This window comes from Citrobacter sp. KH_055_1 (assembly GCF_057838705.1).
In genome coordinates this window covers 394728-416246 of the sequence record NZ_CM174473.1, presented here as the reverse complement: position 1 = coordinate 416246, position 21519 = coordinate 394728, and the positions used below count along the sequence as shown (strand labels likewise).

Sequence of the window (21519 nt, the reverse complement as noted above, 5' to 3'; positions counted from 1 at the left end):
GAATTTGATGTCTCTTTCGCCAAAACATCTTTGGCGTTGTAAGGTTAAGCCTCACGGTTCATTAGTATCGGTTAGCTCAATGTATCGCTACACTTACACACCCGACCTATCAACGTCGTAGTCTTCAACGTTCCTTCAGGACTCTCAAGGAGTCAGGGAGAACTCATCTCGGGGCAAGTTTCGTGCTTAGATGCTTTCAGCACTTATCTCTTCCGCATTTAGCTACCGGGCAATGCCATTGGCATGACAACCCGAACACCAGTGATGCGTCCACTCCGGTCCTCTCGTACTAGGAGCAGCCCCCCTCAATTCTCCAGCGCCCACGGCAGATAGGGACCGAACTGTCTCACGACGTTCTAAACCCAGCTCGCGTACCACTTTAAATGGCGAACAGCCATACCCTTGGGACCTACTTCAGCCCCAGGATGTGATGAGCCGACATCGAGGTGCCAAACACCGCCGTCGATATGAACTCTTGGGCGGTATCAGCCTGTTATCCCCGGAGTACCTTTTATCCGTTGAGCGATGGCCCTTCCATTCAGAACCACCGGATCACTAAGACCTGCTTTCGCACCTGCTCGAGCCGTCACTCTCGCAGTCAAGCTAGCTTATGCCTTTGCACTAACCTCCTGATGTCCGACCAGGATTAGCTAACCTTCGTGCTCCTCCGTTACTCTTTAGGAGGAGACCGCCCCAGTCAAACTACCCACCAGACACTGTCCGCAACCCGGATTACGGGTCTACGTTAGAACACCAGCCATTAAAGGGTGGTATTTCAAGGTTGGCTCCATGCAGACTGGCGTCCACACTTCAAAGCCTCCCACCTATCCTACACATCAAGGACCAGTGTTCAGTGTCAAGCTATAGTAAAGGTTCACGGGGTCTTTCCGTCTTGCCGCGGGTACACTGCATCTTCACAGCGAGTTCAATTTCACTGAGTCTCGGGTGGAGACAGCCTGGCCATCATTACGCCATTCGTGCAGGTCGGAACTTACCCGACAAGGAATTTCGCTACCTTAGGACCGTTATAGTTACGGCCGCCGTTTACCGGGGCTTCGATCAAGAGCTTCTCCTTACGGATAACCCCATCAATTAACCTTCCGGCACCGGGCAGGCGTCACACCGTATACGTCCACTTTCGTGTTTGCACAGTGCTGTGTTTTTAATAAACAGTTGCAGCCAGCTGGTATCTTCGACTGATTTCAGCTCCACGAGCAAGTCGCTTCACCTACCATCAGCGTGCCTTCTCCCGAAGTTACGGCACCATTTTGCCTAGTTCCTTCACCCGAGTTCTCTCAAGCGCCTTGGTATTCTCTACCTGACCACCTGTGTCGGTTTGGGGTACGATTTCGTGTTACCTGATGCTTAGAGGCTTTTCCTGGAAGCAGGGCATTTGTTACTTCAGCACCGTAGTGCCTCGTCATCACACCTCAGCGTTATACAGAAGTCCGGATTTACCTAAACTTCCCGCCTACATGCTTAAACCGGGACAACCGTCGCCCGGCTAACATAGCCTTCTCCGTCCCCCCTTCGCAGTAACACCAAGTACAGGAATATTAACCTGTTTCCCATCGACTACGCCTTTCGGCCTCGCCTTAGGGGTCGACTCACCCTGCCCCGATTAACGTTGGACAGGAACCCTTGGTCTTCCGGCGTGCGGGTTTTTCACCCGCATTATCGTTACTTATGTCAGCATTCGCACTTCTGATACCTCCAGCACCCCTCACAGGACACCTTCAACGGCTTACAGAACGCTCCCCTACCCAACAACACATAGTGTCGCTGCCGCAGCTTCGGTGCACAGTTTAGCCCCGTTACATCTTCCGCGCAGGCCGACTCGACCAGTGAGCTATTACGCTTTCTTTAAATGATGGCTGCTTCTAAGCCAACATCCTGGCTGTCTGTGCCTTCCCACATCGTTTCCCACTTAACTGTGACTTTGGGACCTTAGCTGGCGGTCTGGGTTGTTTCCCTCTTCACGACGGACGTTAGCACCCGCCGTGTGTCTCCCGTGATAACATTCTTCGGTATTCGTAGTTTGCATCGGGTTGGTAAGTCGGGATGACCCCCTAGCCGAAACAGTGCTCTACCCCCGAAGATGAGTTCACGAGGCGCTACCTAAATAGCTTTCGGGGAGAACCAGCTATCTCCCGGTTTGATTGGCCTTTCACCCCCAGCCACAAGTCATCCGCTAATTTTTCAACATTAGTCGGTTCGGTCCTCCAGTTAGTGTTACCCAACCTTCAACCTGCCCATGGCTAGATCACCGGGTTTCGGGTCTATACCCTGCAACTTAACGCCCAGTTAAGACTCGGTTTCCCTTCGGCTCCCCTATACGGTTAACCTTGCTACAGAATATAAGTCGCTGACCCATTATACAAAAGGTACGCAGTCACCCTGATAAATCAGGGCTCCCACTGCTTGTACGTACACGGTTTCAGGTTCTTTTTCACTCCCCTCGCCGGGGTTCTTTTCGCCTTTCCCTCACGGTACTGGTTCACTATCGGTCAGTCAGGAGTATTTAGCCTTGGAGGATGGTCCCCCCATATTCAGACAGGATACCACGTGTCCCGCCCTACTCTTCGAGTTCACAACACATGCGATTTTGTGTACGGGACTATCACCCTGTACCGTCGGACTTTCCAGACCGTTCCACTACCACACATGCTGATTCAGACTCTGGGCTGCTCCCCGTTCGCTCGCCGCTACTGGGGGAATCTCGGTTGATTTCTTTTCCTCGGGGTACTTAGATGTTTCAGTTCCCCCGGTTCGCTTCATTACGCTATGTATTCACGTAATGATAGTGTGTCGAAACACACTGGGTTTCCCCATTCGGAAATCGCCGGCTATAACGGTTCATATCACCTTACCGACGCTTATCGCAGATTAGCACGTCCTTCATCGCCTCTGACTGCCAGGGCATCCACCGTGTACGCTTAGTCGCTTAACCTCACAACCCGAAGATGTTTCGTAAAACACATCGTGTTGCGAAAATTTGAGAGACTCGAACACACCGCTTATCTGTTCTTATTACGGAGAACAGACACAGTGTGTCGTTTCAATTTTCAGCTTGATCCAGATTTTTAAAGAGCAAAACTTCGCAGTGAACCTTTTCAGGTACACTCTGAAGTTTTCTTGTGTTTTTGCAGTAAAGGATGGTGGAGCTATGCGGGATCGAACCGCAGACCTCCTGCGTGCAAGGCAGGCGCTCTCCCAGCTGAGCTATAACCCCATCGTAATACTTCATCTCTGTACCGATAATTTGTCCTGAGACAAGGCGTGGAATGACGAAGCATACTGAAGTATGCGAGTCGTTTCACAACACAGTATCAGGGCAAATTTGGTAGGCCTGAGTGGACTTGAACCACCGACCTCACCCTTATCAGGGGTGCGCTCTAACCACCTGAGCTACAAGCCTGCAGAGATTTTTACTGCTAATTTTTCATCAGACAATCTGTGTGGACACTGCAAAGAACGTTTCTTTAAGGTAAGGAGGTGATCCAACCGCAGGTTCCCCTACGGTTACCTTGTTACGACTTCACCCCAGTCATGAATCACAAAGTGGTAAGCGCCCTCCCGAAGGTTAAGCTACCTACTTCTTTTGCAACCCACTCCCATGGTGTGACGGGCGGTGTGTACAAGGCCCGGGAACGTATTCACCGTAGCATTCTGATCTACGATTACTAGCGATTCCGACTTCATGGAGTCGAGTTGCAGACTCCAATCCGGACTACGACATACTTTATGAGGTCCGCTTGCTCTCGCGAGGTCGCTTCTCTTTGTATATGCCATTGTAGCACGTGTGTAGCCCTACTCGTAAGGGCCATGATGACTTGACGTCATCCCCACCTTCCTCCAGTTTATCACTGGCAGTCTCCTTTGAGTTCCCGGCCGAACCGCTGGCAACAAAGGATAAGGGTTGCGCTCGTTGCGGGACTTAACCCAACATTTCACAACACGAGCTGACGACAGCCATGCAGCACCTGTCTCACGGTTCCCGAAGGCACTAAAGCATCTCTGCTAAATTCCGTGGATGTCAAGAGTAGGTAAGGTTCTTCGCGTTGCATCGAATTAAACCACATGCTCCACCGCTTGTGCGGGCCCCCGTCAATTCATTTGAGTTTTAACCTTGCGGCCGTACTCCCCAGGCGGTCGACTTAACGCGTTAGCTCCGGAAGCCACTCCTCAAGGGAACAACCTCCAAGTCGACATCGTTTACGGCGTGGACTACCAGGGTATCTAATCCTGTTTGCTCCCCACGCTTTCGCACCTGAGCGTCAGTCTTTGTCCAGGGGGCCGCCTTCGCCACCGGTATTCCTCCAGATCTCTACGCATTTCACCGCTACACCTGGAATTCTACCCCCCTCTACAAGACTCTAGCCTGCCAGTTTCGGATGCAGTTCCCAGGTTGAGCCCGGGGATTTCACATCCGACTTGACAGACCGCCTGCGTGCGCTTTACGCCCAGTAATTCCGATTAACGCTTGCACCCTCCGTATTACCGCGGCTGCTGGCACGGAGTTAGCCGGTGCTTCTTCTGCGAGTAACGTCAATGAATGCGGTTATTAACCACATCCCCTTCCTCCTCGCTGAAAGTACTTTACAACCCGAAGGCCTTCTTCATACACGCGGCATGGCTGCATCAGGCTTGCGCCCATTGTGCAATATTCCCCACTGCTGCCTCCCGTAGGAGTCTGGACCGTGTCTCAGTTCCAGTGTGGCTGGTCATCCTCTCAGACCAGCTAGGGATCGTCGCCTAGGTGAGCCGTTACCCCACCTACTAGCTAATCCCATCTGGGCACATCCGATGGCAAGAGGCCCGAAGGTCCCCCTCTTTGGTCTTGCGACGTTATGCGGTATTAGCTACCGTTTCCAGTAGTTATCCCCCTCCATCGGGCAGTTTCCCAGACATTACTCACCCGTCCGCCACTCGTCACCCAAGGAGCAAGCTCCTCTGTGCTACCGTTCGACTTGCATGTGTTAGGCCTGCCGCCAGCGTTCAATCTGAGCCATGATCAAACTCTTCAATTTAAGTTTGATGCTCGTGAATTAAACTTCGTAATGAATTACGTATGTTCACTCAGAGACTTGGTATTCATTTTTCGTCTTGCGACGTTAAGAATCCGTATCTTCGAGTGCCCACACAGATTGTCTGATAAATTGTTAAAGAGCAGTGCAACACGGCTTTCGCTCACTGTTGCGAGGTGGCGTATATTACGCTTTCCTCTTTCAGAGTCAACCGTTTATTTTCAGGTTTTTCTCTTCAACCGAACCGGCTGTTTGTGTGAAGTGATTCACATCCGCCGTGTCGATGGAGGCGCATTATAGGGATCCCATTTTTTAGCACAAGTGTTTTTTAGATCTTTTTTGCTGAGTGGCTGTTTTTTACCCCTTTCGCTACATTCCTGCACAATATGCCTGATTTTTGATAACTAAATCGCTTGCACAGTCTCGATAATCAAACCAAAGTCTTCATTACTGCTCTATTTTATTGAGGTAAACATGTCTGATGTACTGCGTCCTTATAAGGATCTTTTCCCGCAGATCGGGAAACGCGTGATGATCGACACCAGCAGCGTCATCATTGGTGATGTTCGTCTGGCTGATAATGTTGGGATCTGGCCTCTGGTCGCGATCCGTGGTGACGTGAACTACGTACAAATCGGCGCCCGCACAAACATTCAGGACGGTAGCGTGTTACATGTCACGCATAAATCAGCATCTAACCCGCAAGGCAATCCACTGATCGTGGGTGAGGATGTCACCGTGGGCCATAAAGTCATGCTGCACGGCTGCGTCATTGGCAACCGCGTTTTGGTCGGTATGGGATCGATCCTGCTGGACGGTGTCGTAGTAGAAGATGACGTAATGATTGGCGCGGGAAGTTTGGTTCCGCAAAACAAACGCCTGGAGAGCGGGTATCTGTACCTGGGCAGCCCGGTTAAACAGATCCGCCCACTCAGCGATGAAGAAAAAGCGGGCCTGCAGTATTCAGCTAACAACTATGTGAAATGGAAAGACGAGTATTTGAGTCAGGATAACCAAACCCAACCGTGAGCATCTTCTTGCTGAGCCTGGATCAATGCTTCGGCTTCATCTTCCAGATCCCAGCGATGCTCCCGAAAAATTTCCATCCACTGTTCAGGCGTGTTGCCGCCAAAGCGACGCGCCAATACCTCTCCGTTGATGGCGCATGTTAGCTGCATACCCTGAACCATCGCCGGGAAAACGACAGCATCTATATCTGACTTCCATTCTTCTCTATCGGGAAACTGGATAGCCTGGTTCACTCGGACAGTTCCAGTTGCAGCTGTTTAATGACGGGTTCCGTCTTCGGCAATACGCCATGCCAGAGTAAAACGGCATGCGCTGCCTGCCCTACCAACATTCCCAACCCATCAGCACAATGTTTTGCTCCCTGTAATGCGCACCAGGACAAGAACGGCGTATTCCCTTTCTGATAAAACATGTCGTAGCAATAAACAGAAGCGTTGATCAGTGATGCAGGGATAGCCGGAACATCCCCACTAATCCCACTGGAGGTCGCATTAATAATGAGATCGAAGGTGTTATTCTCAAGCTCATCAAATCCCACGGCCTGAATGCTACCGGTATGGGAAAAGATCTGAGCCAGTTCTTCTGCACGCGAAGCGGTACGGTTTACGATGGCCACCGCACAATCCATAGAAAGAAGAGGGAGCAATACCCCGCGGGATGCCCCACCAGCCCCAATAAGTAAAATACGCGATCCGGGACGAATAAAAGCTAAACGTTCAAGATCGCTTAATAAACCAATACCATCGGTGTTATCCCCAAGTAAGCGTCCATCTTCCAAACGCTTAAGCGTGTTAACCGCCCCGGCAAGCGATGCCCGTTCTGTTAATTCATCAGCCCGCGCAAATGCCTCTTCTTTAAAAGGAACCGTAATATTCGCCCCTTTACCGCCCTCTGCAAAGAAGGTGTTCAGCGTATTCACAAAATTATTGATTGGCGCCAGCACCCGTCCATAGGTGTGATCGATATTCAGCTGCTCTGCAAATTGCTGATGAATAAAAGGCGATTTGCTGTGCGCGATTGGATTGCCAAAAACAGCATAGGCTTCTTTCATATTACCCCTGTCGAAATTGTTCACCCGTCAAGGCATCACGGATTTCCGAAGGATTTAAACGCCCCCCGGTATCACCTTCGACAACGGGGAAATCTATACCAAACTGCACGCGTACTTCCTCTACCGTTCTGCAAGGGGGTAGACCACTCAAATTAGCACTGGTAGAAACTAACGGTTTACCATAAGCCTGGCACAACGCAACCACCAGCGGATGATCCGTGACGCGCACGGCCAGCGAATCAAAACGGCCGGTTAACCAACGTGGTGTCGTTATCGCTGCCGGAAACACAAAGGTAACGGGACCTGGCCAGCACGCGAAAATAGCATCACGTTGGGCATCAGTGAGCATGCTGTCATCAATATACGGCTTGAGTTGGTCAAAATTTGCCGCAATTAAAATCAAGCCTTTATCAATTGGTCGTTGTTTTAGTTCCAACAGACGAGTAACAGCCGTTTCGCTATCTGGGTCACAGCCGACGCCGAAAACAGCTTCTGTTGGATAAGCGATGACTTTATCTTGTTTCAGAACCGCTATCGCAGCAGCGATGGGATCTGTGGGCAGGTTATTATTCACTTTTTTATTCCGCCGAGACCGGCTTTCCACATTGTTTACTGGCACAAAAGTGTTTCACACCCTGTGCGGTTTTCTTTTCGATGAGAAGTGGATAGTGACACTCAGGACACTCTCCAGCCAGAGGTTTGAAGTTGATGACAAACTGACACTCAGGATAGCGATCGCAGGAGTAAAAAGTTTTGCCATAACGGGAACGCCGCTGGACCAACTGGCCTGTCCGGCATTGAGGGCAAACAATCGCCGTTTCATCTGGTTTGTCGATAAGTTCAGTATGGTCACATGCCGGGTAATCGCTACACCCAATAAACATACCGAATCGTCCCTGCCTCAGCACCAGCTCAGCACCGCACTCAGGACAAAACTTACCCTCCAGAACTTTGACAATATGTCCGTCCGCAGAGGATTTTAGCGGACGGACATAGTCGCATTCCGGATACTGTGAACAACCGAGAAACGGGCCATGTTTCCCAGAGCGAATAACCAGTTCAGCCCCGCATTGTGGGCAGGGCTCGTTTTTACGCACCGCAAACAGTGCTGATTTAGCCATAACAACTCATACTGAATGAAGATTGATTAATGCAGCATACCTTCATTCACTTCAAAGAGTAATTCTTCCATTTGCTGATACGCATTTTCACAACCGGGAATGTTGAATAAAACCATCAGGATCACCCACTTCAGGTCTTCCAGATCGAATTCTGCTGTATCCAGCGCGAGTACACGCTCAATCACCATTTCTCGCGTTTCGAGGTTTAGCACCTGGATCTGCTCCAGGAATAATAAGAACCCCCGACAACTCGCATCCAGGCGATCGCACTCTTCCGCCGTATAAATACGAATAGACAGAGGGTCAGATGCAAGCTGCATAGGTTCGGCAAGGCCATCCTGATAATCAGCCAGTTTTTCCAGCCACAGTAACGCGTTGTAGATGTCTTCACGATCAAAACCAGCGTCGGTAAGATCCCGTTCCAGTTTGTCCTGATCCACACGCAGCTCCGCTTCGTTATGGATATATGTCTCAAACAAATACATTAGTACGTCGAACATGGCATGCCCTCCTCAATCGGACATAGCCGCCGGGTACAGCTGCGATCCATCCTGCTAACTCCAGTTCGAGTAGCTGAGCCACTACCTCTGGCACAGGTTGGCCGGCACGTTCAGCGACGACGTCAACAGGTGTTACCTCATCTCCTACGTTAGCCAGGAGCTCAGGAAATGGCAATGCCACCTCTTCGTGATCTGGTGAATAAATTGAATTTTCAGGTTCATCTGGCACCCAATGTAAACCGTATTGCAAATTCTCCAGAATATCTTCTGGAGCCGTAACCAACGTCGCTCCTTGCTTAATGAGCCAATGTGGCCCCTCACAACCTGGGTTCCCTATTGGCCCTGGTAACGCAAAAACGTCCCGTCCTTGCTCCAGGGCACAACGCGCAGTCACCAGCGAACCGCTACGCTGAGCGGCCTCAATCACCAGTACGCCTTTGCTTAAGCCACTGATAATACGATTTCGTCGCGGAAAATTGCGCGGTAGAGGAAGCATATCCAAAGGGAACTCAGACACCAGCGCGCCTCCGGCCTCAATCAGACGTTCGGCAAGATGCGCGTGTCGCCGTGGATGAATGGTTTCCAGGCCGTTCCCCAGCACGGCGATACTGGTTCTATTCATATTTACCGCCGCGTTGTGCGCGACGCCATCGATCCCCCGTGCCAGCCCGCTGGTGATTGTCACACCGCAAGCGGCAAGCTTCTCACAGAATAATCGCCCCCAGCGTTCTCCATACCAGGAATGTTGCCGGCTCCCCACAACAGCGACCTGAAAAGAGTGTAAACAATCGGGATCGCCAACAATAAAGAGGAGTCCCGGGTAATCTTCAGTGGCGCGAAGCTGTGGCGGATAACGTTCGCTATCGGCAAAAACGACATGGTGATGCGGTAACTCCAGCCAGCGCAGCGTTTTTTCCAATTCAATGTCGGAAAAGCTTAAAAAACGTGCGGCCTGGCGGGGAGAGAATCCTGCATACTGGAGTATCGTTTTGTTAATACACGGTTGAGCAATAAGCCAGTGAGCAATGCGCACCATCTCATCACCATAAAGTTCACATACTCGTGCTAAACGTAACCAAATCTCTGTGTGGGTCATCCCTTTTCCCCCTGCCACAAGCAGTCATAGCAATCTTTGCGATTGGTCACTGATGCTGTCAATCAGAAGGGGTTTTGTCTAGAATAGAGGTAATAATCTTTCCAACTCCTGAACACAACTCTGGATAACTATGTCAGTTTTGCAAGTGTTACATATCCCGGACGAGCGCCTTCGCAAAATCGCAAAACCGGTTGAAGAAGTGAATGCAGAAATTCAGCGTATCGTCGATGATATGTTCGAGACGATGTACGCCGAAGAAGGTATTGGCCTGGCGGCAACGCAGGTTGATATTCATCAGCGCATCATTGTTATTGATATCTCTGAAAATCGCGATGAGCGCCTGGTGTTGATCAACCCTGAGCTACTGGAAAAAGACGGTGAAACCGGCATTGAAGAAGGTTGCCTGTCTATTCCCGAACAGCGAGCATTAGTACCGCGCGCTGAGAAAGTAAAAATTCGCGCACTCGATCGTGAGGGTAACCCCTTTGAACTGGAAGCCGATGGCCTGTTAGCGATCTGCATTCAACACGAAATGGATCACCTGGTCGGTAAATTGTTTATTGATTATCTGTCGCCGTTGAAACAACAACGCATTCGTCAGAAAGTTGAAAAACTTGACCGCCTGAACGCCCGACCTTAAGGACAAGAATCAACGTGTCAGACTCACTACGTATTATTTTTGCGGGTACACCTGACTTTGCAGCGCGTCATCTCGACGCGCTGCTGTCTTCTGGACATAACGTCGTCGGCGTATTTACCCAACCGGATCGCCCAGCAGGACGTGGTAAAAAGCTGATGCCCAGCCCGGTAAAAGTGCTGGCCGAAGAAAAAGGGTTACCGGTTTTTCAGCCCGTCTCTCTTCGTCCTCAGGAAAACCAGCAGTTAGTTGCTGACCTGCACGCAGATGTAATGGTGGTAGTGGCATATGGCCTTATTCTGCCAAAAGCCGTGCTGGACATGCCGCGCTTGGGATGCATCAACGTCCATGGTTCCCTGCTTCCTCGCTGGCGCGGCGCGGCACCCATCCAACGTTCACTGTGGGCTGGCGATACCGAAACCGGCGTCACCATCATGCAGATGGATGTCGGTCTGGATACCGGCGATATGCTACACAAACTCTCTTGCCCAATCACCACTGAAGACACCAGCGCCAGCCTCTACAATAAGTTAGCCGAACTCGGCCCACAGGGACTGCTGCACACACTGCACCTGTTGGCAACGGGCACCGCGAAACCTGAAGTCCAGGATGAATCGCTGGTGAGCTATGCCGAGAAGCTAAGTAAAGAAGAAGCCCGCATGGACTGGACGCTTAGTGCCGTTCAGCTGGAGCGCTGCATTCGCGCCTTTAATCCATGGCCGATGAGTTACATCGTCATTGATGAGCAGCCGGTCAAAATCTGGCAGGCCACGGTGATTGATAAACCTGCAGGTGCCGAACCAGGAACGATTCTGGAAGCAACCCGCCAGGGTATTCAGATTGCGACAGGCGATGGCATCCTGAATCTCATCTCTTTGCAGCCAGCCGGTAAAAAAGCCATGAGCGCGCAGGACCTGTTGAATTCACGCCGGGAATGGTTCGTTCCTGGAAACCGTCTGCTCTGACGGTTCATCTCTTAAAGCCCGGCATCTCCGGGCATTTTTATTTTTGCGGTTATGAAAAAAAATCTAAATTTACGCAGTATGGCGGCGCAGGCCGTCGAACAGGTTGTCGAAAAGGGGCAGTCGCTAAGCAATGTGCTACCTGCCATGCAGCAGAAAGTTGCCGATAAAGATAAGGCGCTGTTACAGGAACTTTGCTTCGGCGTATTGCGCACCCTCTCCCAACTTGAGTGGATGATCAAACAGCTGATGGAACGCCCGATGACGGGTAAACAGCGCACGGTCCACTACCTGATCATGGTCGGTTTCTACCAACTACTGCATACCCGTATCCCTCCTCATGCTGCATTAGCTGAAACAGTGGAAGGCGCGGTCGTGATCAAACGCCAGCAGTTGAAAGGCCTGATTAACGGCGTACTACGCCAGTTTCAGCGCCGCCAGGACGAACTGTTAACCGAGTTTGCACAAAGCGAACTGCGCTTCTTACACCCATCCTGGTTAGTAAAACGCATTAAGAATGCTTATCCACAGCAGTGGGAAACCATTCTTGCGGCTAATAACCAGCGTCCGCCAATGTGGCTACGCGTTAACCGTAACCACCACTCGCGCGACGCGTGGCTAGCATTGCTGGCGGAAAGTGGTCTTACCGGCTTCCCACACCCGGATTACCCGGATGCTGTGCGTCTGGAAACCCCAGTGTCAGTTCTGGCATTGCCCGGCTTCGAGCAGGGATGGGTAACCGTCCAGGACGCTTCCGCTCAAGGATGCGTAAGCTATCTGCAGCCGAAGAACGGTGAACAGATCCTCGATTTATGTGCAGCGCCAGGTGGAAAGACGACACATATTCTGGAGGTTGCTCCGAATGCAAATGTAATGGCGGTCGACGTAGACGAAAAACGTCTGTCTCGCGTCTACGACAACCTGAAGCGTTTGGGCATGAAGGCTACCGTCAAGCAGGGCGATGGTCGTTTTCCACAACAATGGTGTGGGGAACAGCAGTTCGATCGTATTCTGCTGGATGCTCCATGCTCAGCCACTGGGGTCATTCGTCGCCATCCGGATATTAAATGGCTGCGCCGTGATCGGGATATCACCGAGCTTGCCCAACTACAAGCAGAGATCCTGAATGCGACTTGGGCGCATCTGAAGCCGGGCGGCACGCTGGTTTATGCAACATGTTCTATTCTGCCTGAAGAGAACCAGCAGCAGATTGCGGCCTTCCTGACGCGTACGCCAAACGCGGTATTAAGCGAAACCGGCACACCTGAGCAACCAGGCCGCCAGAATTTACCGAGTGCAGAAGAAGGTGATGGCTTCTTTTACGCTAAGCTAATCAAAAAGTGATGAGATAACGGGTCGCGACTGATGAAAATTATCATTCTGGGCGCAGGGCAAGTTGGTGGTACGTTGGCTGAAAACCTGGTCGGCGAGAACAACGATATCACGGTAGTCGATACCAACGGTGAACGCTTGCGCAGCCTGCAGGACAAGTTCGACCTCCGCGTTGTGCAGGGGCATGGCTCTCATCCCCGCGTACTGCGCGAAGCTGGCGCCGACGACGCCGATATGCTGGTCGCCGTGACCAGCTCTGATGAGACCAATATGGTCGCCTGTCAGGTCGCTTATTCGCTCTTCAATACGCCTAATCGTATCGCACGTATTCGGTCACCGGATTATGTGCGCGATGCCGATAAACTCTTCCACTCCGAAGCGGTACCTATCGATCACCTCATTGCCCCAGAGCAACTGGTTATCGACAGCATCTACCGGCTGATTGAATATCCTGGTGCCCTGCAGGTGGTGAATTTTGCCGAAGGTAAAGTCAGTCTCGCAGTGGTTAAAGCCTATTATGGCGGTCCACTGATCGGTAACGCACTGTCGACTATGCGCGAGCATATGCCGCATATCGATACCCGCGTTGCGGCAATTTTCCGCCATGACAGACCTATTCGCCCGCAGGGCTCTACCATCGTGGAAGCGGGTGACGAAGTATTCTTTATTGCAGCGTCACAACATATTCGCGCAGTGATGAGCGAACTGCAGCGTCTGGAAAAACCCTACAAGCGCATCATGCTTGTAGGCGGCGGTAATATCGGTGCCGGACTCGCTCGGCGGCTGGAAAAGGATTACAGCGTTAAGTTGATCGAGCGCGATCAGCAACGAGCTTCAGAGCTTGCTGAAAAGTTACAAAATACGATCGTCTTTTTTGGCGATGCTTCGGATCAAGAACTGCTCGCCGAAGAGCATATTGATCAGGTTGATCTGTTTATTGCCGTCACTAACGATGACGAAGCTAACATCATGTCGGCAATGCTGGCTAAACGTATGGGCGCCAAGAAAGTAATGGTGCTGATTCAACGTAAGGCGTACGTTGATCTGGTGCAGGGCAGCGTGATTGATATTGCCATTTCACCACAGCAAGCAACGATCTCTGCATTGCTCAGCCACGTCCGTAAAGCAGATATCGTCGGCGTTTCTTCGTTGCGCCGTGGTGTGGCAGAAGCCATCGAAGCTGTCGCGCACGGAGATGAAACTACATCCCGGGTTGTCGGCCGTGCAATTGACGAGATTAAGCTGCCGCCAGGAACAATCATTGGCGCCGTTGTTCGGGGTAATGACGTAATGATCGCTAATGACAACTTGCGTATTGAGCAGGGTGATCACGTCATTATGTTCCTGACCGATAAAAAATTTATTACCGATGTCGAACGTTTATTCCAGCCAAGTCCCTTCTTTCTGTAATTATGAGGGTGCTAGTACAGCGCCCTTTTTATTTCCCCTTATTTTTCATGGTCTAATAAATCCCCCTGTCAGCAATACATAAATGGAAATTGTCTTAACATTTGTTAGACTTATAAACGTCAGCTGCATAGGGAGAATAAAATGAGCATTATTAAAGAATTTCGCGAATTCGCGATGCGCGGGAATGTTGTAGATTTAGCAGTGGGTGTCATTATTGGTGCGGCATTCGGTAAGATTGTTTCGTCACTGGTTGCCGACATCATCATGCCACCACTGGGCTTGTTAATTGGTGGGATTGATTTTAAACAGTTTGCCTTAACGTTACGCGACGCGCAGGGAGATATCCCGGCGGTCGTGATGCACTACGGTGTGTTTATTCAGAATGTGTTTGATTTCATTATTGTTGCCTTTGCTATCTTTATGGCCATCAAGTTAATCAACAGACTGAATCGCAAAAAGGCTGAAGAGCCAACAGCACCGCCAGCCCCATCAAAAGAAGAGGTGTTGCTGAGTGAAATACGTGACCTGCTGAAAGAACAAAATAACCGTTCTTAAGCACTCACTGAAACAAGAAGGCCAGTGGTAAAAAAGTGATTCACTTTCTTGCCACTGGCCTCCCAGTTACCCCGATTTCCTTGTTTACCTTTACGCTGATAACTTCCTTTTCCTTTCTTATTTTTCTCAACCCGCTGTCTGAATAGCGGGTCATGTAATAGTGCTTCAATGGCGTTGTCCTTTATCTGCCCTTTGGTGTGCTGATAATGACTCATAATCTCTCCAGTGTGTAATAATTTACGCCGCGAGTGTAGACCTGACCGTTCAATAAATCAACAGCCTGATTTTGTTCCGCTAGCGCCTTGCTCAAGTGCCTCGAGAATAGAGCAGTAAACGCTGCTATGCGCCATGCCGCAGCATGCATCGTTCAATCGCTGTAGCGAGCGCTGCATTGTCTGAAGCTCAGCAATTCGGGCTTCAACCTCTTTTAATCTTTCCTGAACAATTCCCTTAGACTCCTGGCAAGTATGGTGCTCAGGATCGATACGGATCGAGAGTAACTCGCGGATCGACTCCAGAGTAAAACCAAGCTGTCGGGCATAACGAATAAATTTAAGACGTTGAAGATCGCTTTCGGTATAGAGTCGAAATCCACCTTCAGTGCGTACTTCATGCTCCATCATTTGCTGCTTTTCATAGTAGCGGATGGTATCTGGCGTGACTTCAGCCAGTTTAGCTAATTCGCCAATACGATACATGGTACCTCCGCTAATCATCACTAATCCGATGCAGAAGTTTTTCTGCATATTCCCCACGCAAAAACTCGGTGCTGAGTCCAGCCTGTCGAAGTTTAAGTTCAAGGAGCGAAAGACGTCGACTTACCTCCTCATACTGAACCTCATCTTTACGAATTCCTGCAAGGATATCAAGCAGACGAATTGCTTCTCTGCGCAGCTCAAGTTCGGGAGAAAGGCAACCCGAATTTTTTAATAACCTGTAGCCGGCTCGCAGTTCCGGTGGAATATGAGAATCATCATCCAGAGCAAGCGGCTCACCGGAACCCGGTAAATCATCAAACTCGCCTTTGGCCTGCGCGTCATTAATATGGCGCTCTGCCCACTGGTCCAGTAACCACATACAGTGCTCCAGGGGGTGAACAAAAAAAGTACAGTTCGTATAGATAGGTTGGGGTGCTTCGGATATAAAAAAACCCGCCGGGGCGGGTTTTTTTACGTTACTACAGATTACTCTGCAGCAGCTTCTGCTTGCGATTCAGAGCGATCAACCAGCTCGATGTATGCCATCGGCGCATTGTCGCCTGCACGGAAGCCACACTTCAGAATGCGAGTGTAACCACCGGCGCGGCTCGCGAAACGCGGGCCCAGCTCGTTAAACAGTTTTGCCACGATCTCGTTATCACGAGTACGGGCGAATGCCAGACGACGATTAGCTACGCTATCAGTCTTGGCAAGAGTAATCAGCGGCTCAACTACGCGGCGCAGCTCTTTCGCTTTAGGCAGGGTCGTCTTGATGATCTCATGACGAACCAGTGAACCTGCCATATTGCGGAACATAGCCTGGCGATGGCTGCTGTTGCGGTTCAGTTGACGACCACTCTTACGATGGCGCATGACCTTATCCTTCTCAGTAAAACCTTAACCTGTGATCCGGTTACTCGTCAGCGATGCTTGCCGGTGGCCAGTTTTCCAGGCGCATGCCCAGAGACAGTCCACGGGAAGCCAGCACGTCTTTAATCTCAGTAAGAGATTTTTTACCAAGGTTAGGCGTCTTAAGAAGCTCAACCTCAGTACGCTGTACCAGATCACCGATATAGTGGATAGCTTCTGCTTTGAGGCAGTTAGCAGAGCGGACAGTCAATTCCAGATCGTCAACAGGGCGCAGCAGGATCGGATCGAACTCTGGTTTCTCTTCTTTAACTTCCGGCTGACGTACATCACGTAAATCAACGAAAGCTTCAAGTTGTTCTGCCAGAATGGTTGCCGCACGACGAATCGCCTCTTCAGGATCGATTGTGCCGTTGGTTTCCATTTCGATGACCAGCTTGTCCAGGTCGGTACGCTGTTCTACACGCGCAGCTTCAACATTGTAGGCAATACGCTCTACAGGGCTGTAGCAGGCGTCGACCAGCAGACGGCCGATTGGGCGCTCATCTTCTTCCGAATGAATTCGGGTAGAAGCCGGCACATAACCACGACCGCGCTGAACTTTGATACGCATGCTAATAGATGCGTTCTCATCGGTCAGGTGGCAGATCACGTGCTGTGGCTTGACGATTTCGACATCACCATCATGGGTGATATCGGCTGCAGTCACAGGGCCAATGCCAGATTTATTCAAGGTAAGAATAACGTCATCTTTACCCTGAACTCTCACCGCCAGCCCTTTCAGGTTGAGCAGGATTTCCAGGATATCTTCCTGAACGCCTTCTTTGGTGCTGTACTCATGTAGTACACCATCAATCTCAACCTCGGTCACCGCACAACCCGGCATCGATGAGAGCAGAATACGGCGCAGTGCGTTACCCAAAGTATGGCCAAAGCCACGCTCTAAAGGCTCAAGGGTCACCTTGGCGTGCGTCGAACTCAGTTGCTCGATATCTACCAGGCGCGGTTTTAGAAACTCTGTCACAGAACCCTGCATTGTGTCCTCTCTTTGGTACTAAGCTTTACTTGGAGTAAAGCTCGACGATCAGGTGTTCGTTAATGTCCGCAGACAGATCAGAACGCTCCGGCTTACGCTTGAACGTACCTTCCATCTTGCCAGCATCAACTTCCAGCCAGGTTGGCTTTTCACGCTGCTCAGCCAGCTCCAGAGCGGCTTTCACGCGAGACTGCTTCTTCGCTTTCTCACGAATGCTAACAACGTCATTCGGACTAACCTGATAAGAAGCGATGTTAACAACACGACCGTTTACCATAATTGCTTTATGGCTGACCAGCTGACGTGCTTCTGCACGAGTGGCACCGAAGCCCATACGGTATACAACGTTGTCCAGACGACCTTCCAGCAGACCCAACAGGTTTTCACCGGTGTTGCCTTTCAGACGTGCTGCTTCTTTGTAGTAGTTACGGAACTGACGCTCCAGCACACCGTAGATACGGCGAACTTTTTGCTTTTCACGCAACTGCACACCATAGTCAGACAGACGCGGTTTACGCGCACCGTGCTGGCCAGGAGCTTGTTCAATTTTACACTTGGTATCGATCGCGCGAACGCCAGACTTAAGGAATAAGTCAGTGCCCTCACGACGGCTCAGCTTGAGCTTAGGACCCAAATATCTTGCCATTTTCTTTCTCCAACAATCCTAGAAACGAGGCGTTATACGCGACGTTTTTTCGGCGGACGACAACCGTTATGAGGGATCGGAGTCACATCAGTAATATTAGTGATGCGGAAACCAGCGGCGTTCAGAGCACGAACAGTAGATTCGCGACCTGGACCCGGTCCTTTGACCATAACTTCCAGATTCTTGATACCGTATTCTTTTACGGCTTCAGCGCAACGCTCTGCTGCAACCTGAGCTGCAAACGGAGTGGATTTGCGAGAACCACGGAAACCGGAACCACCGGCTGTTGCCCAACCCAGCGCGTTACCCTGACGATCAGTAATGGTAACGATGGTGTTGTTAAAAGAAGCATGGATATGAGCCACGCCGTCAGAGACTTGTTTTCTTACACGTTTACGTGCACGAATTGGTGCCTTTGCCATTATTCAATCACCCCGATTATTTCTTGATCGGTTTGCGCGGACCCTTACGGGTACGTGCGTTGGTCTTGGTACGCTGACCGCGAACCGGGAGACCACGACGATGACGCAAACCGCGATAGCAACCAAGGTCCATAAGGCGCTTGATGCTCATGCTAACTTCACGGCGCAGATCACCTTCAACGACAAATTTGGCAACTTCGTCACGCAGCGTGTCGATTTGTTCTTCAGACAGCTCACTGATCTTAACATCTTCAGCGATACCCGCTGCAGCCAGAATGGCCTTAGAACGGGTCTTGCCGACGCCGTAGATCGAAGTTAATGCGATCACAGCATGTTTCTGATCAGGAATGTTAATGCCTGCTATACGGGCCACTATGCACTCCTACTATTTAATATGTACGCACCATGCTGAAAAGCCCGTTTTCAGGATACTCAAATGGAAACGCACAGACATACAAAAGATTGGCTGGCTAATCTAGCCAGCTCAACCCAACTTTGCAAGAAAAATATGCGAATAAATCAGCCTTGGCGCTGTTTATGCTTTGGCTCGGCACTGCAAATCACACGGATGACACCATCACGCTTAACGATTTTGCAGTTACGGCATAATTTCTTGACGGAAGCACGAACTTTCATTTTTACTCTCCGTAACTTCTCGGGCGACTGTTAACGGCCGTAGCCTTTCAGATTCGCCTTCTTCAATGCAGACTCATACTGACTTGACATCATCAGAGTTTGCACTTGAGCCATAAAGTCCATAATCACGACAACAACGATAAGCAGTGAGGTTCCACCGAAGTAGAACGGTACTTTCATTGCATCACGCATGAACTCCGGGATCAGGCAGATAAAGGTAATGTAAAGCGCACCAACCAAGGTCAGGCGGGTCATTACTTTATCGATATACTTCGCCGTTTGCTCTCCCGGACGAATTCCTGGTACAAATGCACCGGACTTCTTCAGGTTATCTGCTGTTTCACGCGGGTTGAAAACCAACGCCGTGTAAAAGAAACAGAAGAAGATGATTGCAGACGCATAGAGTAACACATAAAGCGGTTGCCCAGGCTGCAAATACAGCGAAATTGTTGTCAGCCAGTTCCAACCAGTACCGCCCCCGAACCATGACGCGATGGTCGCCGGGAACAGAATAATACTGGAAGCGAAGATTGCTGGGATAACCCCGGCCATATTCACTTTCAGCGGTAAATGTGTGCTCTGTGCAGCATAGACACGACGACCTTGCTGACGTTTCGCGTAGTTTACCACAATGCGGCGTTGACCACGTTCAACAAATACAACAAAGAACGTCACTGCAAATACTAATACTGCAACCAACAGCAACACGAGGAAGTGCAGGTCGCCTTGACGCGCTTGCTCGATAGTATGGGCAATGGCTGGCGGGAGTCCCGCGACGATACCGGCGAAGATAATGATTGAGATACCGTTGCCGATACCACGTTCAGTAATCTGTTCACCCAACCACATCAGGAACATTGTCCCTGTAACCAGACTTACAACAGCGGTGAAATAGAATGCAAAACCTGGATTCATCACCAGGCCTTGCATACCAGGCATATTCGGCAGACCGGTAGCAATACCGATCGACTGGAATATCGCCAGCACCAGAGTACCGTAGCGGGTGTACTGGCTGATCTTACGACGACCAGACTCCCCTTCTTTCTTAATTTCCGCCAACGTTGGATGAACCACCGTCAGCAACTGGATAATGATCGACGCCGAAATATACGGCATGATCCCCAGAGCAAAGATAGAAGCACGGCTGAGAGCACCACCAGAGAACATGTTGAACATTTCAATGATAGTGCCTCGCTGTTGCTCAAGCAGTTTGGCAAGTACAGCGGCATCAATACCAGGGATCGGAATGAAAGAGCCAATACGGAACACAATCAGCGCGCCGATAACAAACAGCAGTCTGCGTTTCAGCTCGCCTAAGCCACCTTTGGCACTTTGAAAATCTAATCCCGGTTGTTTAGCCATCTGCTACTTATTCCTCGATTTTACCGCCAGCAGCTTCGATAGCAGCACGAGCGCCTTTAGTAACACGCAGGCCACGAACAGTTACCGGAGTAGTGACTTCACCAGCCAGGATCACTTTCGCGAACTCGATCTGGATACCGATAATGTTTGCTGCTTTCAGCGTATTCAGGTCTACAACACCGCCTTCAACTTTAGCCAGGTCAGACAGACGAACTTCGGCTGTGATCGCTGATTTACGTGAAGTGAAGCCGAATTTCGGCAGACGACGGTACAGAGGCATCTGACCACCTTCGAACCCGCGACGTACGCCACCGCCAGAACGAGACTTCTGACCTTTGTGACCACGACCACCGGTTTTACCGAGGCCAGAACCGATACCACGACCCAGGCGGCGAGCCGCTTTTTTAGAGCCTTCGGCCGGAGACAGAGTATTTAAACGCATCTCTTACTCCTCAACTTTAACCATGAAGGAAACCGCGTTGACCATACCACGAACAGCAGGAGTATCCTCGCGTTCTACGGTGTGACCAATACGACGCAGACCCAGGCCAAGCAGCGTTGCCTTGTGTTTCGGCAGACGACCGATTGCACTGCGGGTTTGAGTAATTTTAATAGTCTTTGCCATGGTTTATTTCCCCAGAATTTCTTCAACGGATTTACCACGCTTGGCAGCGACCATTTCCGGAGATTTCATATTTTCCAAACCATCGATAGTTGCACGAACCACGTTAATCGGGTTGGTGGAACCATACGCTTTAGCCAGAACGTTACGAACTCCAGCGACTTCCAGAACGGCGCGCATTGCACCACCGGCGATGATACCGGTACCTTCGGAAGCCGGCTGCATGAAGACACGAGAACCCGTGTGAGTACCCTTAACCGGGTGCTGCAGGGTGCCGTGGTTCAGCGCGACGTTAATCATATTGCGACGGGCTTTTTCCATCGCTTTCTGGATCGCTGCTGGAACTTCACGCGCTTTACCGTAACCAAAACCAACGCGACCGTTACCATCGCCAACTACAGTCAGAGCTGTGAAGGAGAAAATACGACCACCTTTAACGGTTTTAGATACGCGGTTAACCGCGATCAGCTTTTCCTGCAGTTCGCCAGCTTGTTTTTCGATGTGAGCCAT

General features: G+C 50.6%; 25 protein-coding genes, 2 tRNA genes and 2 rRNA genes. 6 read left to right on the top strand and 23 right to left on the bottom strand.

All coding sequences use genetic code 11. The annotated features are described in order from the left end of the window. Positions 1–40: 40 nt before the first annotated feature. The 4 genes from AC3ITF_RS02095 to AC3ITF_RS02080 all read right to left on the bottom strand — a co-directional run bounded on the left by AC3ITF_RS02095 (position 41) and on the right by AC3ITF_RS02080 (position 5030). Positions 41–2950 (bottom strand): 23S ribosomal RNA (locus AC3ITF_RS02095). A 206-nt stretch (positions 2951–3156) separates the two neighbouring features. Further along, positions 3157–3232 (bottom strand) — tRNA-Ala (locus AC3ITF_RS02090). 109 nt (positions 3233–3341) lie between these two features. Beyond that, positions 3342–3418: transfer RNA gene (locus tag AC3ITF_RS02085), tRNA-Ile, on the bottom strand. Between the two features lie 70 nt (positions 3419–3488). Next, positions 3489–5030: ribosomal RNA gene (locus tag AC3ITF_RS02080) — 16S ribosomal RNA — on the bottom strand. Together the 16S and 23S rRNA genes with 2 tRNA genes alongside form the textbook arrangement of a ribosomal RNA operon. Positions 5031–5501: 471 nt before the next feature. On the opposite strand from AC3ITF_RS02080, the gene AC3ITF_RS02075 reads away from it, so the two are divergent. Further along, the gene (locus AC3ITF_RS02075) at positions 5502–6056 is read left to right on the top strand and encodes a gamma carbonic anhydrase family protein (protein WP_115257345.1); all 555 of its coding nucleotides are present in this window, start codon (positions 5502–5504) and stop codon (positions 6054–6056) included. Here AC3ITF_RS02075 and AC3ITF_RS02070 read toward each other — a convergent pair. Genes AC3ITF_RS02070 through dprA form a run of 6 tightly spaced genes read right to left on the bottom strand, consistent with a single transcriptional unit; the run spans position 6032 to position 9824 of the window. Further along, on the bottom strand, positions 6032–6289 hold the full coding sequence (locus AC3ITF_RS02070) for a DUF1488 family protein (protein WP_117344022.1): 258 nt from the start codon (positions 6287–6289) through the stop codon (positions 6032–6034). The two genes, AC3ITF_RS02075 and AC3ITF_RS02070, sit on opposite strands and share 25 nt — an antisense overlap. Beyond that, positions 6286–7107: a shikimate dehydrogenase gene (gene aroE, locus AC3ITF_RS02065; protein ID WP_181506476.1), complete on the bottom strand. Its 822-nt coding sequence runs from the start codon at positions 7105–7107 to the stop codon at positions 6286–6288. Before aroE ends, AC3ITF_RS02070 begins: the two co-directional genes overlap by 4 nt. A gap of 1 nt (position 7108) precedes the next feature. Further along, positions 7109–7681 carry an L-threonylcarbamoyladenylate synthase type 1 TsaC gene (gene tsaC / locus AC3ITF_RS02060; RefSeq protein WP_096755444.1) on the bottom strand — a complete coding sequence of 191 codons (573 nt, stop codon included), beginning with the start codon at positions 7679–7681 and terminating at the stop codon, positions 7109–7111. Between the two features lie 4 nt (positions 7682–7685). Then, positions 7686–8228 carry a DNA topoisomerase family protein gene (locus AC3ITF_RS02055; protein ID WP_096755443.1) on the bottom strand — a complete coding sequence of 181 codons (543 nt, stop codon included), beginning with the start codon at positions 8226–8228 and terminating at the stop codon, positions 7686–7688. Between the two features lie 26 nt (positions 8229–8254). Next, positions 8255–8728, bottom strand: a complete 474-nt coding sequence (smg, locus tag AC3ITF_RS02050; RefSeq protein WP_003031162.1) for a DUF494 family protein Smg — start codon at positions 8726–8728, stop codon at positions 8255–8257. Beyond that, positions 8700–9824: a DNA-protecting protein DprA gene (gene dprA, locus AC3ITF_RS02045; RefSeq protein ID WP_135911305.1), complete on the bottom strand. Its 1125-nt coding sequence runs from the start codon at positions 9822–9824 to the stop codon at positions 8700–8702. The genes smg and dprA overlap by 29 nt, the downstream gene beginning before the upstream one ends. A gap of 130 nt (positions 9825–9954) precedes the next feature. Here dprA and def point away from each other — a divergent pair, with 130 nt between their 5' ends. From def to mscL, 5 genes are all read left to right on the top strand, one after another. Next, the gene (gene def, locus AC3ITF_RS02040) at positions 9955–10464 is read left to right on the top strand and encodes a peptide deformylase (protein ID WP_096755441.1); all 510 of its coding nucleotides are present in this window, start codon (positions 9955–9957) and stop codon (positions 10462–10464) included. 14 nt (positions 10465–10478) lie between these two features. After that, positions 10479–11426, top strand: a complete 948-nt coding sequence (fmt, locus tag AC3ITF_RS02035; RefSeq protein ID WP_115257341.1) for a methionyl-tRNA formyltransferase — start codon at positions 10479–10481, stop codon at positions 11424–11426. Between the two features lie 51 nt (positions 11427–11477). Then, positions 11478–12767, top strand: a complete 1290-nt coding sequence (gene rsmB / locus AC3ITF_RS02030) for a 16S rRNA (cytosine(967)-C(5))-methyltransferase RsmB (RefSeq protein ID WP_096755439.1) — start codon at positions 11478–11480, stop codon at positions 12765–12767. A gap of 21 nt (positions 12768–12788) precedes the next feature. Continuing rightward, positions 12789–14165, top strand: coding sequence for a Trk system potassium transporter TrkA (gene trkA, locus AC3ITF_RS02025; RefSeq protein WP_096755438.1), 1377 nt, complete (start codon positions 12789–12791; stop codon positions 14163–14165). A 141-nt stretch (positions 14166–14306) separates the two neighbouring features. Further along, a complete protein-coding gene (mscL, locus tag AC3ITF_RS02020; RefSeq protein ID WP_096755437.1) occupies positions 14307–14720 on the top strand; it encodes a large-conductance mechanosensitive channel protein MscL in 414 nt (137 codons plus the stop codon). Here mscL and arfA read toward each other — a convergent pair. The 13 genes from arfA to rpsE form a co-directional block, all read right to left on the bottom strand. Continuing rightward, on the bottom strand, positions 14717–14935 hold the full coding sequence (gene arfA, locus AC3ITF_RS02015) for an alternative ribosome-rescue factor ArfA (protein WP_117344028.1): 219 nt from the start codon (positions 14933–14935) through the stop codon (positions 14717–14719). The two genes, mscL and arfA, sit on opposite strands and share 4 nt — an antisense overlap. Positions 14936–14992: 57 nt before the next feature. Beyond that, complete coding sequence (zntR, locus tag AC3ITF_RS02010) at positions 14993–15418, bottom strand: Zn(2+)-responsive transcriptional regulator (protein WP_045448272.1); 426 nt, start codon at positions 15416–15418, stop codon at positions 14993–14995. Positions 15419–15428: 10 nt separating this feature from the next. Next, complete coding sequence (locus AC3ITF_RS02005; protein WP_489176099.1) at positions 15429–15797, bottom strand: DnaJ family domain-containing protein; 369 nt, start codon at positions 15795–15797, stop codon at positions 15429–15431. 107 nt (positions 15798–15904) lie between these two features. Continuing rightward, entirely contained in the window at positions 15905–16291 is a 387-nt protein-coding gene (rplQ, locus tag AC3ITF_RS02000) for a 50S ribosomal protein L17 (RefSeq protein ID WP_042395993.1), read from the bottom strand. A gap of 40 nt (positions 16292–16331) precedes the next feature. Beyond that, entirely contained in the window at positions 16332–17321 is a 990-nt protein-coding gene (locus AC3ITF_RS01995; RefSeq protein WP_096755434.1) for a DNA-directed RNA polymerase subunit alpha, read from the bottom strand. A gap of 25 nt (positions 17322–17346) precedes the next feature. Next, positions 17347–17967: a 30S ribosomal protein S4 gene (gene rpsD / locus AC3ITF_RS01990; protein ID WP_003031138.1), complete on the bottom strand. Its 621-nt coding sequence runs from the start codon at positions 17965–17967 to the stop codon at positions 17347–17349. A 32-nt stretch (positions 17968–17999) separates the two neighbouring features. After that, positions 18000–18389, bottom strand: coding sequence for a 30S ribosomal protein S11 (rpsK, locus tag AC3ITF_RS01985; protein WP_003031137.1), 390 nt, complete (start codon positions 18387–18389; stop codon positions 18000–18002). A gap of 16 nt (positions 18390–18405) precedes the next feature. Next, complete coding sequence (gene rpsM / locus AC3ITF_RS01980; protein WP_003031135.1) at positions 18406–18762, bottom strand: 30S ribosomal protein S13; 357 nt, start codon at positions 18760–18762, stop codon at positions 18406–18408. Between the two features lie 146 nt (positions 18763–18908). Next, complete coding sequence (gene rpmJ, locus AC3ITF_RS01975; RefSeq protein WP_000868187.1) at positions 18909–19025, bottom strand: 50S ribosomal protein L36; 117 nt, start codon at positions 19023–19025, stop codon at positions 18909–18911. A 30-nt stretch (positions 19026–19055) separates the two neighbouring features. Next, complete coding sequence (secY, locus tag AC3ITF_RS01970) at positions 19056–20387, bottom strand: preprotein translocase subunit SecY (RefSeq protein WP_001118864.1); 1332 nt, start codon at positions 20385–20387, stop codon at positions 19056–19058. Between the two features lie 7 nt (positions 20388–20394). Beyond that, entirely contained in the window at positions 20395–20829 is a 435-nt protein-coding gene (gene rplO / locus AC3ITF_RS01965) for a 50S ribosomal protein L15 (protein ID WP_096759320.1), read from the bottom strand. A gap of 3 nt (positions 20830–20832) precedes the next feature. Continuing rightward, on the bottom strand, positions 20833–21012 hold the full coding sequence (rpmD, locus tag AC3ITF_RS01960; RefSeq protein WP_001140434.1) for a 50S ribosomal protein L30: 180 nt from the start codon (positions 21010–21012) through the stop codon (positions 20833–20835). A 3-nt stretch (positions 21013–21015) separates the two neighbouring features. Beyond that, complete coding sequence (rpsE, locus tag AC3ITF_RS01955; RefSeq protein ID WP_003031131.1) at positions 21016–21519, bottom strand: 30S ribosomal protein S5; 504 nt, start codon at positions 21517–21519, stop codon at positions 21016–21018.